At 68.7% G+C, this 15,586-nt stretch carries 12 protein-coding genes and 1 tRNA gene; 6 read left to right on the top strand and 7 right to left on the bottom strand.

Going from position 1 to position 15,586, the window contains the following annotated elements; genetic code table 11:
* Window positions 1–8: 8 nt before the first annotated feature.
* Together ACOGI8_RS11780 and ACOGI8_RS11775 are read left to right on the top strand one after the other, a co-directional pair.
* A complete protein-coding gene (locus ACOGI8_RS11780; protein ID WP_419853993.1) occupies window positions 9–1,286 on the top strand; it encodes an acyl-CoA dehydrogenase family protein in 1,278 nt (425 codons plus the stop codon).
* Between the two features lie 66 nt (window positions 1,287–1,352).
* Window positions 1,353–2,750 carry a hypothetical protein gene (locus ACOGI8_RS11775; protein ID WP_419853992.1) on the top strand — a complete coding sequence of 466 codons (1,398 nt, stop codon included), beginning with the start codon at window positions 1,353–1,355 and terminating at the stop codon, window positions 2,748–2,750.
* Between the two features lie 35 nt (window positions 2,751–2,785).
* Here ACOGI8_RS11775 and ACOGI8_RS11770 read toward each other — a convergent pair whose 3' ends face one another.
* The 5 genes from ACOGI8_RS11770 to ACOGI8_RS11750 all read right to left on the bottom strand — a co-directional run bounded on the left by ACOGI8_RS11770 (window position 2,786) and on the right by ACOGI8_RS11750 (window position 9,086).
* Window positions 2,786–3,496, bottom strand: coding sequence for a hotdog domain-containing protein (locus ACOGI8_RS11770; protein ID WP_419853991.1), 711 nt, complete (start codon window positions 3,494–3,496; stop codon window positions 2,786–2,788).
* A 6-nt stretch (window positions 3,497–3,502) separates the two neighbouring features.
* Window positions 3,503–3,997, bottom strand: coding sequence for a nuclear transport factor 2 family protein (locus ACOGI8_RS11765; protein ID WP_419853990.1), 495 nt, complete (start codon window positions 3,995–3,997; stop codon window positions 3,503–3,505).
* Between the two features lie 80 nt (window positions 3,998–4,077).
* The gene (locus ACOGI8_RS11760; protein ID WP_419853989.1) at window positions 4,078–4,911 is read right to left on the bottom strand and encodes an ABC transporter ATP-binding protein; all 834 of its coding nucleotides are present in this window, start codon (window positions 4,909–4,911) and stop codon (window positions 4,078–4,080) included.
* Window positions 4,912–4,917: 6 nt separating this feature from the next.
* Window positions 4,918–7,155: an ABC transporter ATP-binding protein gene (locus ACOGI8_RS11755; protein WP_419853988.1), complete on the bottom strand. Its 2,238-nt coding sequence runs from the start codon at window positions 7,153–7,155 to the stop codon at window positions 4,918–4,920.
* Entirely contained in the window at window positions 7,149–9,086 is a 1,938-nt protein-coding gene (locus ACOGI8_RS11750; protein WP_419853987.1) for an ABC transporter ATP-binding protein, read from the bottom strand. The genes ACOGI8_RS11755 and ACOGI8_RS11750 overlap by 7 nt, the downstream gene beginning before the upstream one ends.
* Window positions 9,087–9,282: 196 nt before the next feature.
* Between ACOGI8_RS11750 and ACOGI8_RS11745 the strand changes: the two genes are divergently transcribed.
* From ACOGI8_RS11745 to lysS, 3 genes are all read left to right on the top strand, one after another.
* Window positions 9,283–10,617, top strand: a complete 1,335-nt coding sequence (locus ACOGI8_RS11745; RefSeq protein WP_419853986.1) for a hemolysin family protein — start codon at window positions 9,283–9,285, stop codon at window positions 10,615–10,617.
* The gene (locus tag ACOGI8_RS11740) at window positions 10,614–11,738 is read left to right on the top strand and encodes a hemolysin family protein (protein WP_419853985.1); all 1,125 of its coding nucleotides are present in this window, start codon (window positions 10,614–10,616) and stop codon (window positions 11,736–11,738) included. Before ACOGI8_RS11745 ends, ACOGI8_RS11740 begins: the two co-directional genes overlap by 4 nt.
* A gap of 61 nt (window positions 11,739–11,799) precedes the next feature.
* Window positions 11,800–13,428, top strand: coding sequence for a lysine--tRNA ligase (lysS, locus tag ACOGI8_RS11735; protein ID WP_419853984.1), 1,629 nt, complete (start codon window positions 11,800–11,802; stop codon window positions 13,426–13,428).
* Window positions 13,429–13,533: 105 nt separating this feature from the next.
* Here the strand turns inward: lysS and ACOGI8_RS11730 are convergent.
* Together ACOGI8_RS11730 and fabI are read right to left on the bottom strand one after the other, a co-directional pair.
* Window positions 13,534–13,607, bottom strand: a tRNA-Gly gene (locus ACOGI8_RS11730).
* Between the two features lie 168 nt (window positions 13,608–13,775).
* The gene (fabI, locus tag ACOGI8_RS11725; protein WP_419853983.1) at window positions 13,776–14,555 is read right to left on the bottom strand and encodes an enoyl-ACP reductase FabI; all 780 of its coding nucleotides are present in this window, start codon (window positions 14,553–14,555) and stop codon (window positions 13,776–13,778) included.
* 198 nt (window positions 14,556–14,753) lie between these two features.
* Between fabI and npdG the strand changes: the two genes are divergently transcribed.
* On the top strand, window positions 14,754–15,560 hold the full coding sequence (npdG, locus tag ACOGI8_RS11720; protein WP_419853982.1) for an NADPH-dependent F420 reductase: 807 nt from the start codon (window positions 14,754–14,756) through the stop codon (window positions 15,558–15,560).
* Window positions 15,561–15,586: the final 26 nt, after the last annotated feature.

Raw genomic sequence — 15,586 nt, 5'->3', positions numbered from 1 at the left:
TCGGCGCCATGAGCGAGCGGCGAGCCGCGACAGTGTCGACGTCGGCTGAAGAGCTCCGGTCGGAGTTGGATGGGTGGCTGGCGGACAACTGGGCACCGGACATCAGCGTGCGGGAATGGTGGGAGCGGCTGGCTGCCGCCGGCCTGTCCAACCCGACGCTGGCTGAGCCGTTCGGCAAGGGCTGGGGCCGCGCCGAGACCCGCGTGCTGGTCGATGCGATTCGCGCCGCTGGCGCCATCGGCTCGCCAGCGGGGCTGGGCATGCTGCTGGCGGCGCCCACCGTCCTCGAGCACGGCACGCCCGAGCAGATCGAGCGCTTCGTTCCCGCCATCCTCGATGGGACCGAATCGTGGTGCCAGCTGTTCTCCGAGCCCGGCGCGGGCAGCGACCTCGCCGGCCTGCAGACCAAGGCTGTCCGCGACGGCGACGAGTGGATTATCACCGGGCAGAAAGTGTGGACCTCCGAAGGCTCCCATGCCGACTTGGGCATGCTGGTCGCCCGCACCGATCCCGAGGCACCGAAGCACCGCGGACTCACCTGGTTCGCGTTCGAGATGGATCAGGACGGCGTCGAGGTGCGACCGCTGCGCGAGATGACCGGCCGGTCACTCTTCAACGAGGTGTTCATCGACGGGGCTCGTGTACCTCACGCAAATATCATCGGCGACCTGAACGACGGCTGGCGCGTGGCCAATACAACCCTCATGGTCGAGCGGGCGGGCATCGGCGGCAGCCACGGGCTCGCATTCGCAGCGGCGCATCCCGGCTCCATCGCCGGTCACCTTGACCGTCCGGCCGGCACATTCCGCGGCAAGCGGCTCCCGCTGGCGGCTGGGGGAGTGGGCCCTGGCACGTTCAACCAGCTCAGCGAAGAGGCTCGCACCCGCGGTCGTGACGGCGACCCGGTCGTCCGCCAGGAACTCGCAGCGCTGCACACCGATCTTGAGGTCATGCGGTTGTCGGCCCTGCGCGGTCGCCAGAAGTCCCAGCGCACCGGTGGCGAGGGCAACCTGGCGAAGCTGCGCATGACAGCGGCCTTGCGCCGCGCCCGGTCGCTCGCGGGCTCCATTCTCGGTGTGGACATGACCCTGTGGGGCGACGAGGCCGCGACCGACGGTGTTCTGCAGGAGATGGCGGTCTTCTCACCCGCGCCGTCGATCTACGGCGGCACCGACGAGATCCAGCGGAACATTCTTGGTGAGCGGGTGCTAGGCCTCCCCAGGGAACCTGGCCCCGATCCGGCGACGCCCTTCCGGGAACTTCCCCAGAACGCCACGTCTTGGTAGCGCGCTCTACCTTGGGGGAGGCAATCGGGGAGCGCAGGCCCGGCGAGCGGCACAGAATGTGAAGCGGTGAGCATGACCGAACCGCCCCAAGGTCCGGAATCGCCGCAGGGCCTCGAGATCCTGCCCGAGGGCGGGGCCGATTTCGCCAGTGTGCAGGAGACTGTGGTGGAGCGGCGGCCGTCGTCGGCGCCGCGCTTGGCAGTGTTCGCAAGCCTCGCTGCGGCCTTGGCGGTGGCTGCGCTGGTCGTGGCGTGGGTCCGCAGCGACGGCGAGTCCGATGCCGCACTGGCGTCGACAACCACCACAACCGAACCCCCAGCCACGACGACCACCACGGCACCTGCGCAGCCGCCGCGCACGACGCTGCCACCGCCGACCGCGCTCGACGCAGCCGTCGGCGAGTTGCCGCCCGCACGTCCCGCCGCCGAGATGATCGCCACGCTCGCCGGCGACCCGACGGGCGACGTACACGGCTTCCTGTACCAGCTCGATCTGCTGACCGGAGAGGCAAGGTATGTGCCATTGCCCGGCCTGCCGCACACGCTCGTCGATCTCGACGGGGCGCTCGTGGTGGGCATCAGGCGCGACGTGCTGCGGGTGGACATCGACAGTGGGGACACGGTTGTCATCGCCGAAGACGTGACCGAGGCGCTGCCCGCCTACAGCCCGCCGGGGATCGTTGCGGTGGTGCGCGGCACTGAGCATCTGTTCGCCCGGGTGGTCGGCCCCGACGGCGTGTTCCGCTCGGCGGTACAGATGCCCAACGAGGCGGTCGTGCATGGCGCGCTCGGCGACCACGTCGTCGTGTCCATGGCGGGCAGCGTCATGGCGCTCGACGGGCGAAATGCGGCACTGCAGCTCGGTGCCGGCCGGGTGCTCGCGGTGGGCGACGGTCATGTCGTACGGCTGCAGTGCGAGGAATACGGCTGCCAGATCACCGACACCTCCTTCAGCGCCACTGTGGGCCCAGATCGCCGCGACGACTGGTGCGAGGAGATCTGCGCAGAGGCGTCGGGCCGCTTCGGCGAGCGCGACGACCAAGCCGAGCTGGCGCAAGACTGCTCGACGTTCTGCGAGGGCTACCCGATTGCCACCGGCGTGATCTCGGAGCGGCGAGTGGAACTGCCCGCAGAGCTGCAAGCGGCGTCGCCGGACCGCTGGAGCGAGCAAGGGCTGATGTCGCCGGACGGCAATCGCATCGCGCTGCGGCTCTTGCACGGCAACGGCACGCCGGCGGGAGTCGTGGTGGTGGACCTCGCCGAGGACTGGGGCCGCCACTCGCCGGAGATCGGTGTCGACCTCGGAGACATGGCGTGGGCGCCCGACAGCCGGTACCTGCTGTACACGCTCGACAATGACGTCATGGTCTGGGATGTCGAGGCTGGGGAGGGCGAGCTGCCGTCTGGCCGGGCTCATGTGGGCGAGCCGCTGGGGCAGCTCATCCTGCGCTCGCCCGACGGCTGAGCGGGTAGCCGCCTCTGCAGCTATGGCATGGGTGCTTAGCCGTCTGCGCCGAGTTGATCTGCGGTGACGATCACGAACAGGCCGGTGGCCTCGATGAGCGGTGGAGCGTCCGGTGCTGCACTAGCCGCGTGCACGGCGAGTTCGACGTGGGACTTACGGCCCTCACGCCGGGTCTCGCGCCCGGAGAAGATCACCGGCTCGTCGATCGGGACGCCGCCCCGGTAGTCGATCTCTAGGCGCGCCGTGTACGCGGCGATACCCAGGCACACCATCAGGTAGCCCAGAACGTCGTCGACGACGGCGCACACCGAGCCGCCGTGCGCACGTCCCGGAGCGCTCTCGAAGGCGGCACCGAAGGTGACCAGCGCCCTCACTCCGTCGCCGTCGCGGCGCATGTCGACTTCCATGGCCGTCGGATTGGCCGGTCCGCTGAAGGCCCGGTCGCTGAACGCCATCACTTCGGCACCGTCGGGCGGTCTCGGGTCTACGTAACGACGGGCGAAGTAGTCCCCCGGGCGCGGCACCGGTGTGGAGCCGGCTTCGAGCCGTTCGGCGGTCGTTTCGGCCCAGGCAGCGATCTCTGCCAGCGTCTCTGCGTCGGTGCGATGACGCACGAAGGCGTGTGCCAGCCGCCGGAGTGCCCCCGCCGCGGCGCTGCGCTCGGCCAGCTGGGCGTCGGGATAGATCAGGTGCAGGTCGCCGCCGGCGTTGACATCGGCGTCGCCGTGCGGCGACGGGTTGTCCACGGGCTGTCAGCTGCCGAGCCGGTCGGGCTCGCCGTAGGGGTAGCCGACCAACTCGCTGGACGGGTGATCGACGTCGAACGTCCAGTACTGGCGGATCTCAGCGATCAGCGGCTCGCCCGAGCCGTCGGGAGGGCCGAAGTCGTAGTGCTCGCTGCCGCGCACGGCGAACGGCGCGTCGCCGCTGGGGCCCGCTGCGGCCGTGCCGGACATCTTCCATTCGATCGCCGCCGTGTCGCCATCGGTCACCAGCCGCTCGCAGTGCCAGGACGCTCCCTGCCACTTGGAGGCGATGCGCGACCAGAAGCGCCCGATCGTCGCCGCACCTCGCACCGGTGCATGGTTCGTGTCGTAGACCACGGCGTCATCGGTGAAGTGTCCCGCCACTGCCACCGCGTCGCCGCTGGTGCAGGCATCGAAGTAGCCCGTGATTCGCGCTTCGATGTCCGCCGCTGCCGCAGCGCTCGCTGCGCCGTCGGTGCCAAGATCCGTCTTGTCGCCCATGCCGCCAGTCTCGCAGGCCCCGCACAGCGGGTTCGAAGCAGTCAGGATGCGGCGCTCGCGGGTGCCAAGGGCTGAGCTTCTCAGTCCACTGCCCACGACAGCCAGCGGCCATCGCGCCGCTCCAGCCGCAGCTTGTGCGAGAAGCACTCCGACAGCGACTCGGCGGTGAGCACCTCGCCCAGGGGGCCGCACGCCAGGGGCACACCGTCGCGCAGCAGAAGCCCGTGGGTGAACGACGGGGGGATCTCGTCGGTGTGGTGGGTCACCAGCACCGTTGCCGGCGTCTCGGGGTCGGCGGCCAGCGATTCCAGGCTGGCCACGAGCTGCTCCCGGCCTGCGAGGTCCAGACCGGCGGTGGGCTCGTCGAGCAGCAGCAACTCCGGGCGGCCCATGAGCGTGCGGGCCAGCTGTACCCGCTGCTGCTCGCCCGACGACAGTGTGGCGAATGCCCGCTCGGCCAGCGGACCGGCGCCCACGCGTTCCAGGCATGCCCGCGCGCTCGATCGGTCGGTATCGGTGTAGGTGTGCCACCAAGTCTCCAGCGCCGCATAACGCGCCGTCATCACGATGTCGAGGGCGCTGATGTTCGGCCGGAACTGGTCGCGCAGCGACGAGCTCGCGAGCCCGATGCGCCGCCGGTGTTCGCGCACATCGACGGCACCCCATCGCTCGCCCAGCACCTCGACGGTGCCAGTGGTGGGGAAGCGGTAGAGCGACAGGACCTTGATGAGGCTGGTCTTGCCCGATCCGTTCGGTCCCAGCACGATCCACCGCTCGTGGGGAGCGATCTGCCAGTCGAGCGGACCCAGCACGGTGGTGCCGTCGTAGACGACCGACACATTCCGCAGGGAGGCGGTCGCATTCCGCAGCGAGACCGAGGGTCGATCTGCGGGTTGCGGTTGGGCGTCACTCACGAGTGCTCACGTCTCGTCGCGGCGGCCTTCGCCGGCGTGTGCCATCCACGTGGCATACATCCCGGCGTATTGCCCCCCTAGCTCCACCAGCTCGTCGTGGGTGCCCAGCTCCACCACTCCGCCCTCGTCGATCACGGCGATGCGATCGGCCCGCATCGCCGTCGCCAGCCGGTGCGCTATGAGCACCGCCGTGCGGCCTTCCAGCAGCAGGTCCAGCGCACCCTCGATCTCGGCCTCGGTGCTGAGATCGACGCTGGACGTGGCCTCGTCGAGCACGATCACCCGCGGCCGCGCCACAAATGCCCGCGCCAGCGCCAAGAGCTGCCGCTCGCCGGCCGACAGCGACACGCCCCGCTCGTGCACCTGGGTGTCCGCACCGTCGGGCAGGCTGTCGATCAACCGGCGCAGACCGACCAGGTCGAGCGCCGCGTCGATGTCGGCGTCGAGCTGGGTGTCGCCCTCGCTCCCGGCGCGGTCGCGCAGACCGAAGGCCACGTTGTCGCGGATGGTGCCGTGGAACAGGAACGGCTCCTGGGGAACAACGCCGAGCTGGTTGCGCAGTGACGACAGCGTGACGTCACGCAGATCCCAGCCGTCAATCGTGATTCGACCCTCGGTCGGGTCGTAGAAGCGGATGATCAGCTTCGCGATCGTGCTCTTGCCCGCGCCCGTCGGCCCAACCAGCGCGAACGTCTCGCCTGGGCGGATTTCCAGGCTGACCTCGCTCAGCACCTCGGGAGGGTCGTCGTCGGGCGGCTCATCGCTGCCGGCCATGACGCCCTCGGCGTCGCCAAAGGATGGCTGGCCGGCACCGTTGCGCTCTGGGTGCTCGCCATTCGCCGTCGGCCCCATCCCCAGCGGGTCGAACGACACTCGCATCTGTCGCGACTCGTCTGCGCCGCCATTCACGCTGTCGCCGGCTGTGCCGTAGCTGCCGTCACCGGCAGTGCTGTAGCTGCCGTCACCGGCAGTGCTGTAGCTGCTGTCACCGGCAGTGCCCGCGGTGGCCGCATCGTCGTCATAAGCGAACGACACGTTCTCGAGCCGGATGTGACCGCTCACCGGCGGCAGCTCAGCCGCGTCGGGATGCTGGCGCACGGTCGGCTGTGTTGCCAGCACCTCGCTGATCTTGCGGAGGCCGGACTGACCCTGTTGGTAGGTGCTGTAGAGCTGCGCGAGCTGCTGGATCGGGGCGAAGAACCGGGTGACATACAGCACGAACGCGCCCAGCTCCCCGACGGTGAGGCTGTCCTGCACCACCATCGCGCCCCCGATTGCCAGCACCAGTCCCTGGGCGGCAATGCCGATCGCCTCGGTGCTCGGCCCGTAGATCGCCTGCACCCGGGACATGGACAGGTTGGCGTCGCGGAAGCGAGCGGTCACCTTGCGGTGCCGCACAGCGTTCTCCAGGCGACGGCCCGTGGCTGCGATCACCCGGATCCCGGCCAGATTCTCGGACAGGTCGGCCAGCACGTCAGCGATACGGTCGCGGATCTCGCCGTAGCCCGCCTCGCTGCGGGCCCGGAACCACAGCGTCAGGGCCACCAAAGGCGGCACGATCCCCACGAGCAGGATCACCGCCAAGACCGGGTTGTAGGTGAACAGCACCACGGTCACGACGCACACCGTGAGCACCTGGATCAGCAGGTTCACGAAGCCTTCGTTGATGAGCAGCGCCACGTACTCCATGTCGGAGGTCATGCGGCTGAGCAGCACGCCGGACTTGGCCGTGGTGTACCAGTCGAGGGAGAGCCGCTGGTAGTGGCTGAACAGGCGCAACCGCAGGTCGAACATGACCTGTTCGGCAATGCGCCCGTTCAGGCGTTGACGCAGCCGGCTGAGCAGGATGCTGACCGCGACAACGCCGAGAAAGATCAGCACCACCATGTTGAGCACGAAGCGGTCGCCCGCTTCGATGCCTCGATCGATGCCCTGCTGGAAGAGCACCGGCACCGCTTGCATCGCCGTGGTCTCGAGGCAGAGCAGCAGCAGTGCTAGGCCCACAGTCCAGCTGTGCGGCACCAGCATGTCCCGCAGGCCGAACGGGCGCGCCCGCCCGCCCCCGGCACCTCCGGCCACATGGTCGAAGTCGACGTCCGGCTCGGGGTGGGCCGGCTCGGCCTCCAGCAGCTTATTCGCGCCTTCCTGCATCTCGGTCGGCACGCCGGCGAACGGCAGCCCCGCCGCGGCGCTGGCCTGTGTCGCAGTCGGCCCCATGTGGCCGGGGCCGCCGACCATCACCATGATCCGCTGCTCCCGGGCGTGCCGTCGGCGGTGGCGAATCGGCCGGGATCGGCGGTGTCGCCTCCCGCGGCCAGCACCTCGACATAGCGGGGCTCGGTGGCCATCAGCTCTGCGTGAGTGCCGTCGGCAGCAACTCGCCCGCCGTCCAGCAGGATCACCCGGTCGGCCAAGCTGATGGTGGACAGCCGGTGAGCGATCACGATGGTCGTGCGCTCGGCGAGCAGCTCGGTGAGTGCCTCGTGGATCTTCGCCTCGTGCGCCACGTCGATGGAGCTCGTGGCGTCGTCGAGGATCAGCACGGCGGGATCCGCGAGGATCGCCCGCGCGATGGCGATCCGCTGGCGCTGGCCGCCCGAGAGGTCGTAGCCGCGCTCGCCGACCACGGTGTCGTAACCCTCATCGAGTTCGCTGATGAAGTCGTGGGCCTGTGCCGCGGTGGCTGCGGCGACCACCTCGGGCCGGGCGGCGTCGGGACGTGCGTAGGCGATGTTGTCGTGAATGCTGGCCGAGAACAGGAATGGCTCGTCGGGTACGAGGCCGACGGCCCGGCGCAGGCTGTCGCCCGTGAGGGTGTTCACGTCGTGACCGCCGACCGAGATGGTGCCGCTGCCGAGGCTGTAGAAGCGCATGAGCAGCCGGGCGAGCGTCGATTTGCCGCAGCCGGTACGCCCGACGACTGCGACCCGCTCGCCGGCGCCGATGTGCAGGTTGAGCCCGTCGAAGACCAGCGGCGCATCGCTATCGGCGCTCGCAGTACCCGCGACGCCCCCGACCGTCTCGGTGCCATAGGCGAATCGCACGTTGTCGAATCGCACTTCCATGCCCGAAGGCCCGCCGTGTGAGCCCTCTCGCTGCGGCAGATCGATGGCGCCGGGACGGTCTGCCACGAGCACCGGCTCGTCGAGCACTTGGAAGATGCGTTCTGCGGACGCCTTGGCCCGCTGGCCGAAGATGAACAGCATCCCGATGAACCGGAACGGCGCCTGCAGCAGCAGGATGTACAGGTAGAAGGTGGCCAGATTGCCCACGGAGAGCGAGTCGCCGATGATCAGGTGACCGCCCACCAACAGCACCATCGCCATTGCCAAGTTCGGCAGGTTCTCGACGACCGGCGTGTAGTGCGCCCTGGTGTTGTGCTGCAGCATGTTGGCCCAGCGCAGCCGTTGGGTCGCCCGAGCCATCTCCTCCACCTGACGGCTCTCGGCAGCAAAGGCCTTCACGACACGCACGCCGTTCACGCTCTCGTGGGTGACGGTGGCGACCTCAGCGTTGCGTGACTGGATGATCCACGACAGCGGGAACATGATGTGTCGCAGCCGCTGGCCCAGCACGTAGACGGCGGGCATGATCAGCATCGTGATGGCGGTCAGCGGCAGGCTGATCCATGCCATGACCGCAATCGCCACCACGAAGCTCAGCAGCTGCACCGACACGATCGGCGCGAAGGCCAGGTACATCTGCACCGAGCGGATGTCGGAGTTGGAGCGGGAGATGATCTCGCCGGTCTGCACCCGGTCGTAGAACGCGAACGACAGCCGGCTGAGGTGGGCGAACAGCAGCGTGCGCAGCTGGAACTCCACCCGGTGGCCCATGGAGAAGAGCCCGTAGCGGTAGGCGTAGGTGAAGATGCCGCGTGCGACGCCGAGCCCCACCAGGGCGATGACAAACGTCCACAACGAATCCGAGCCGGCGCCGTCGAGGCCCGTCACAGCAGCGTCGATGGCCAAGCCGGCGACCCATGGCGCGATGGCCCCCGCGCCCGTCGCCAAGATGGCGGCGATCACCGCGGTGACGATGCGCGCCCGCTGGTGCCGCAGCAATGGCCCGAGCCGCCGGATCCAGCTCAGCGACGGGTCGGCGCGAATCCAGTCGGCGTCGGGATCGGGCTGCGCGGCGGACTCCGCGGGCGCAGTGGGTGGGGCCACCCGCATCCCGGCGAGGCTACCGGCGCCCCTGTTCGGCGGAGAGTGTGCGCGGACTGGCGTACCTTCTGGTCGCGCTGGCTGCTGCTGCCCGCTCTTGTTCGCTGCGCTCACGGGCCGCTCGGGCCACGGCTTCGCCTCTCGCCGGTGCTTCCCGGTACCGTAAACGCGGCTACTGGGGCGCTCGGGGGTGCACGGCACCGGCATGACGCTGGGACTCATCGCAGGACTTGGGATTGTCGTCGCGCTCATCGTCTTGAATGGCGTGTACGTGGCAGGCGAGTTCTGCTTGCTCGCCGTGGACACCTCGCAGGTCGACGTTCTGGCCGGCCAAGGTCAGCTACGAGCCCGCGGCGTACGGTCGCTGCTGCGGCGGCTCAACTTCCATCTCGCCGGTGCCCAGCTCGGCATCACGCTCACGTCGCTGGTGCTCGGCATCATCGCTGAAGACACCGTCGGCCGGCTGATCGAATGGGCGCTGGGCGGTTGGGGTTCCTCGCTGGCATCGGCCGGGGTCGTTGCTGTGGTGGCGATCGCGCTCGCCGCAGTTTTTCAGATGGTGTTCGGTGAGCTGCTCCCGAAGAACCTGGCCGTTTCGCGGCCGCTGGGAACCTCGCTCGCGCTGGCACCGCTGCTGCGCCTCTACGGCACCATCGCTGCGCCCCTCACGCTGCTGTTCAACGGCATCGCCAATGCCACGGTGCGCGGGCTCGGTCTCGAGCCGACCGAGGAGCTCCGCATCGTGCGTACCCGCGACGAGCTGGAATATGTGGTGCGCTCGTCGCGCCGCAGGACGCTCAGCGACGCCCAGGCCGATCTGTTGGTGCGGACGCTGCGCCTGGGTCGCAAGGACGCTGCCGATGCGCTGACGCCGCGCACCTCGATATCAGCCGTGAGCGCGGCAGCGACGCTTGGGGAGCTGGTGGAGCTGGCGCGCATCAGCGGGCATTCACGGTTCCCGGTTCTCGGTGCAAGCTCTGACGACGTGCTCGGCATCGCCGAAGTCCGCGATGTGTTCAGTATCGACGCCGCCGAGCGTGACGGCACGCTCGTGGAGTCGATCATGCGGCCCGTCGTAGCGGTGGCCGAGAGTCGCAAACTCGATGGCGTCCTCGCTGATATGGCGGCGTCGGACTGCCGGCTGTGCGTGGTGGTCGACGAGCACGGCGGCACCGCTGGGATTCTGACCCGCGAGGACATCGCCGAGGAACTCGTGGGTGACATCGCCGATGAGTTCGACGAGCCCGCTGTGCTGACCTTCCGCCGGCCGGGCCAGCCGGTGACGCTCGCCGGCACGGCCACGCTCGACGAGGTGGAGGAGGCCACAGGCCTGACCGTGCCGCCAGGGCCCTACGAGACGCTGGCTGGCTTCGTGCTGGAACGCCTGGGCGAGATCCCCTCCGTGGGAGCAACCGCTACGTGGAATGGCTGGCGGCTCGAGGTCACGCAAACCGATGGGCTTCGTGTGGCCGAAGTGCGCATCAGGCCTCCTGAGGTGACCGAAGAAGGCGACGTTGATGCGGGGGGCGACGCATCATGACCACGCTGGCCATAGCGGTGGGTTTGGTGCTCATCGTGTTCAACGGCGCCTTCGTCGCCATCGAGTTCGGCCTCATCGGCGCGAAGCGCGCTGTGGTGGACGGCGCCGCAGTGACGGGCAAGCGATCGGCCCTGGCAGCGCAGCGCATGCAGTCCGATGTGCTGACCACGCTCGGAGGAGCGCAGTTGGGCATCACCCTGTGCTCGCTGGCGGTCGGCCGCCTGACCGAGCCGGCCATCGCCAGGCTCATCGAGCGGGCCGTGCACGGCATCGTCGAGATCCCCGACGCTGTGCTGCACACCATCGGCTTCGGCATCGGGTTGGGCATCGTGACCGTATTGCACATGGTGTTCGGCGAGATGGTGCCCAAGAACCTGGCGCTCATCGGGCCCGAGCGCACCCTGCTCGTGCTGGCTCGGCCCATGGCCGCGTACCTGTACGTCGCCCGCCCCATCGCCCGGGCGCTGCAATGGGTGGCGAATGGCATGACCCGCATGCTGCGTGTCGAGCCGACCTCGGAACTGGCCGATGTGGCGACCCCTGCTGAGCTGACGCTCATGGCGCGCGACTCGCTGGCTGAGGGCCACATCGCATCCACCGACGTGGCCCTGCTCGAACGGGCGATGCGCTTCGAAGCGACCACCCTCAGCGAGATCATGGCGCCTGCAGGGCAAGTCGCGGCAGTGCGCCTCGCAGATGGGATCGCCACGGTCGAGCAGCAGTTCGCCCGGACGGGCCGCTCGCGGCTGGTCGTGCTGGGCAGTGGCCCCGACGATGTGCGGGGAATGCTGCACAGCAACGATCTGGCAGCGTTCGCCGAGCGTGGCGCCGCGGATCTGGCCGAGGCCGACCGGGTGGTCGCCGCGACCCAGCCCGGGGGCCGTGGCCTCGTGCGCCGGATGCTGCAGTTCGGCCCTGACGTGGCGCTGGATGAGGCGCTGCGCCGCATGCAGCGAGCGCGCATTCACCTCGCCGTCGTCGCCGACACTCAGGGGCGCACGCTCGGGGTCGTTGCGCTGGACGATTTGCTGCGCAGTCTGATCGGCGATCCTGACGCCAGCGTCGACGAGCAATCCGCCACGACTGGCGGGCTTGGGAGTGGCACACTCCCTTCTGACTAGGCCCTGCTGGTTAGGCCTCGCCGCTCGTTGCGAGGCCCGGTGCGGCCGAGGGCCCCACATCATGACTTGGATCGACAAAGCGCTCGACGGCTGCTCCCCGCAGGTCGTGATCAACGATTCCAAGACCCCCAGCGGCCGTGCGCACGTCGGTTCACTGCGCGGCGTGCTGATCCACGACGCCTTGGCCCGGGTGGCCCGGGAGCGCGGTTTGGACGCGACGTTCATGTACGGCTGCGACGACATGGACGCGGTCGACGAGATCCCGCACGGGACCGGCGAGCAGTTCGTGGAGCACCTCGGCAAGCCGCTGTGGGCGGCCCCGGCGCCCGAGGGTCTTCGAGGCGCTTCGATGGCCGAGGCGTACTTCGGCGAGTTCACCGGAAAGTGGTTCGATACTGCTCGCATTCCGTCCGATTCCGCTGGCTCGCCAGTGGCGGCGGCGGGGCCGTTCGACACGCTCGGCGTGGAGGTCGAGTTCTACCGCATGAGCGACATCTACCGATCCGGCCGGCTCGACGGCGTCATCGACACATTCCTGCGGGCTGCGGTCGACGTGCGGCAGATCTACCTCAGGCTCAGCGGGGCCGAGCGTTCCGACGACTGGCTGCCGTTCCAGCCGATCTGCGAGCGGTGCGGGCGCATCGGCACCACCTACGCCTCCGACTACGACGGCGAGACCGTGGCGTACGAGTGCAGGCCCGACTTGGTGACCTGGGCCGAGGGCTGCGGGCACCGCGGCCGCATCAGCCCGTTCGGCGGCAACGGCAAGCTGCCGTGGAAGCTGGAGTGGGCCGCCAAGTGGAAGCTCTTCGGCGTCTCGATTGAGGGCGCCGGCAAGGACCACATGGCTGCCAGCGGTTCGCACGAGGTGTCGTCCGCGCTCGCCCGCCAAGTGCTCCAGTGCCCGGTGCCAGTGGCGGTGCCATACGAGTTCTTCACGCTCGGCGGGGCCAAGATGAGTTCGTCGCGGGGTATCGGCATGACCTCGTCAGAGCTGGTCGAGATGCTGCCGCCCGAGCTGCTGCGCTATCTCGTGCTGCGGACCCAGCCACGGCGCTCCATCAACTTCGACCTCGATGTGCCCAGCCTCACCAAGGCATTTGTCGAGTACGAGCGGCTCTGGCGATCCGTGGTCGACGGCACCGCCAACGAGAAACAACAGCAGGACTTCCTCGTCGCGCAAGCTCAGGCACGCGGTTCAGCTCTGACCGCGCCGACCATTGACACTCGATTCGATGTCGTGCTGAGTGTCACCCAGCAGCCGCATATGGATCTTTTTGGCTATGCGAACTCGCGTCACGGCGAATTGCCGGAAGCAGATGCTGATTGGCTCGCTCGTAAGGAGAAGACAGCGAGAGAATTCGCTCGCGTCCGTCCCGATCTCGCTGACAAGTTCAGATTGCTCGACTACACCGAGGCAGCGGAGCAGCGCAGCAAACTGGACGAGCGCCAACGCGACTTCCTTGAGAGGTTCGCTCAGCGCCTGAACGAGCTGCCCGCATGGGAGGCCCGGGACATTCAGGACGCCGTCTTCGATTCGGCCCGAGATGTCGGGATAGAGCCGAGCACCGATGCGCCGGTCGTCTTCGAAGCGCTGTACAAGGTGATCTTCGGTTCGGAGATCGGTCCGCGCGCAGGCAGCCTGCTGGAATTCCTGGGCAAGCACGAAACCCTGACCCGGCTCGGCTAGTCAGCACTCCTCAGACAGCGGCCGTGCAATTCGATGGCCGCTGCACGCGGGTGGGGTTAGAGTGGGGCTCGGTCCCCGCAACCGTGTGGATCGACGAGAAGGATGCGCCCCGGACGGGACTCGAACCCGTAACCATTGCCTTGGCTGGACAACGCTCTTTCCATTTGAGCTACCGGGGCCAGCCGGTCACTCGCTAGGTGGGTGACCGGCTCTTCTCACCCTACGGCGTTGTCGCTGAAACGCACGAAATTTAATTTCGTGCTCTCTTGCTGCATTTCATTGGTAGCAAAGACCGGCCACGAAATGCGGCAATGAACGTCGTTTCGGGCGCACGTGAGAGCGCAGCGTCAGGCGCCCATGGCGTGGTAGCCGCCGTCGACGTGCACTATCTCGCCGGTGGTGCCGCCGAACCAGTCCGACATCAGTGCGAGGGTGCTGCGGGCCACAGCCTCGCTGTCGGTGATGTCCCAGCCCAGCGGCGCCCGTTCGGTCCATGCGTCTTCGAATTCGGCGAAACCGGGGATCGACTTGGCAGCCATGGTGCGGATGGGTCCCGCCGAGATCAGGTTCACCCGGATGCCCTGCGGTCCGAGCGACTTGGCCAGATAGCGCGCCGCTGATTCGAAAGCCGCCTTGGCCACGCCCATCCAGTCGTAGACCGGCCACGCCACGCTGGCATCGAAGGTGAGCCCGACCACTGAGCCCTTCGCTTCCGCCAGCAACGGCGCCATCGGCGACGTCAGCGAGGCGAGGCTGTAGGCGGAGATGTTCAGCGCCGTGGCGACATCCTCCCAGGGGGCGTGGAGGAAATTGCCTCCCAGGCAGCTCGCCGGCGCGAAACCAATGGCATGCAGCAGACCGTCCAGTCGGCCCCAGCGCCGCTCCAGATCGGCTCGCACAGCCTCGATCTCGTCGGGCAGGGTGACATCGCACGGCAGCACATCGGGCGGGTCGGGCAGCCGCCGGGCCGCTCGCTCGGTAAGCCGGATGCCCCTGCCGGCGCCGGTGAGCACCACCTCGGCGCCGTGCTCCTGCGCCAGGCGGGCCACGTTGAACGCCAGCGAGGCGTCGGTGAGCACGCCGGTGATGAGGAACTTCTTGCCTTCCACGATTCCGCTGCCCGCCACGCTCTCGCCTCCGCTGGGTGTCTGGGCGCTGCCGTGTGCAGCACCGTTCTTCGCCGGACGCTACCGCTGCGCTGCGCGCCACTTGGGTGCCGCCGCCGGCGGGAGTGCACGTGGTCCGGTGCGCCGAGGCCGAGCCGCCGGGCGAGACGCCGGCCGGTCACATTGCTGCGGGGCGCGCCCGGCCGTACCGTGAGCGCCGTGGCAACAGATGCAACCCCCAACGGGTCCGCTGACGGGGTCGCAGCAGCGAGTCCCTTGAGCAGTGCCGAGCCCACCCGGATCGGCATCATCGGCGGCACCGGGCCCGCGGGCGCCGCATTGGCAGCCCGGCTGGCCGACATCGGCTGCGAGATCACGCTGGGCTCGCGTTCGAAGTACCGGTCGATGGAGGTGGTGGACAACATCGTGGATCGGTGGCCCGACCGTCACCTGCGCATCCATCCCGGCGCCAACAGCCTCGCCGCAGCCGAGCCCACGGTCGTGATCGCAACGCCCTGGGATGCGGCGGCCATCACGGCACGGGACGTGGCCGAGCACCTGCGCGGCAAGGTGGTGGCAACCATGTCCAACGCGCTGGCCCGCGTCGACGACGAGTTCGTGCCGCTCATCCCGCCGAGAGGCTCCGTGGCTGCGTCGGTGCAGGCCACCCTGCCTGAGTCGCGGGTTGCTGCAGCCCTCCAGCACGTGCCCGCGACCGAGCTCGGCAATCTCGACGAGCCGGTGCACGGCGACATCCTCATCTGCAGCGACCATCGCGAGGCCACCTGGCACATCGCCGAGATCGTGGACCGCATGCCCGGCGCACGAGCGCTCGACTGCGGCAACCTGTCCAACGCCACCGCCATCGAAGCGTTCACTGCTGTGCTGATGCAGCTCAACACCCGGTACCGCACCCGTGTCGCACTCCGGCTCGTTGGACTGGATCACGTGCCGATCAGCGTGCTGGGCGGTGGGCCGAGCGGTGCCGACGTCGTCCAACCGGCCGCTGAGACCGTCCCCGACTGATCCGGCCTGGCTGATCCGATGAGCCG

This window comes from Candidatus Poriferisodalis sp. (assembly GCF_965204195.1).
In the GTDB taxonomy this organism is placed as follows: Bacteria; Actinomycetota; Acidimicrobiia; order Acidimicrobiales; family Poriferisodalaceae; genus Poriferisodalis.
The sequence above is the reverse complement of the archived record's forward strand: the minus strand, read 5'-3'. Positions and strand labels throughout refer to the sequence as shown.

Coding starts and splice junctions, on each gene's coding strand:
- ACOGI8_RS11745 (WP_419853986.1), top strand. CDS start 9,283: ATGACGCTGGGACTCATCGCAGGACTTGGGATTGTCGTCGCGCTCATC.
- ACOGI8_RS11740 (WP_419853985.1), top strand. CDS start 10,614: ATGACCACGCTGGCCATAGCGGTGGGTTTGGTGCTCATCGTGTTCAAC.
- lysS (WP_419853984.1), top strand. CDS start 11,800: ATGACTTGGATCGACAAAGCGCTCGACGGCTGCTCCCCGCAGGTCGTG.
- ACOGI8_RS11780 (WP_419853993.1), top strand. CDS start 9: ATGAGCGAGCGGCGAGCCGCGACAGTGTCGACGTCGGCTGAAGAGCTC.
- ACOGI8_RS11750 (WP_419853987.1), bottom strand. CDS start 9,086: ATGCGGGTGGCCCCACCCACTGCGCCCGCGGAGTCCGCCGCGCAGCCC.
- ACOGI8_RS11765 (WP_419853990.1), bottom strand. CDS start 3,997: ATGGGCGACAAGACGGATCTTGGCACCGACGGCGCAGCGAGCGCTGCG.
- ACOGI8_RS11755 (WP_419853988.1), bottom strand. CDS start 7,155: ATGGTGATGGTCGGCGGCCCCGGCCACATGGGGCCGACTGCGACACAG.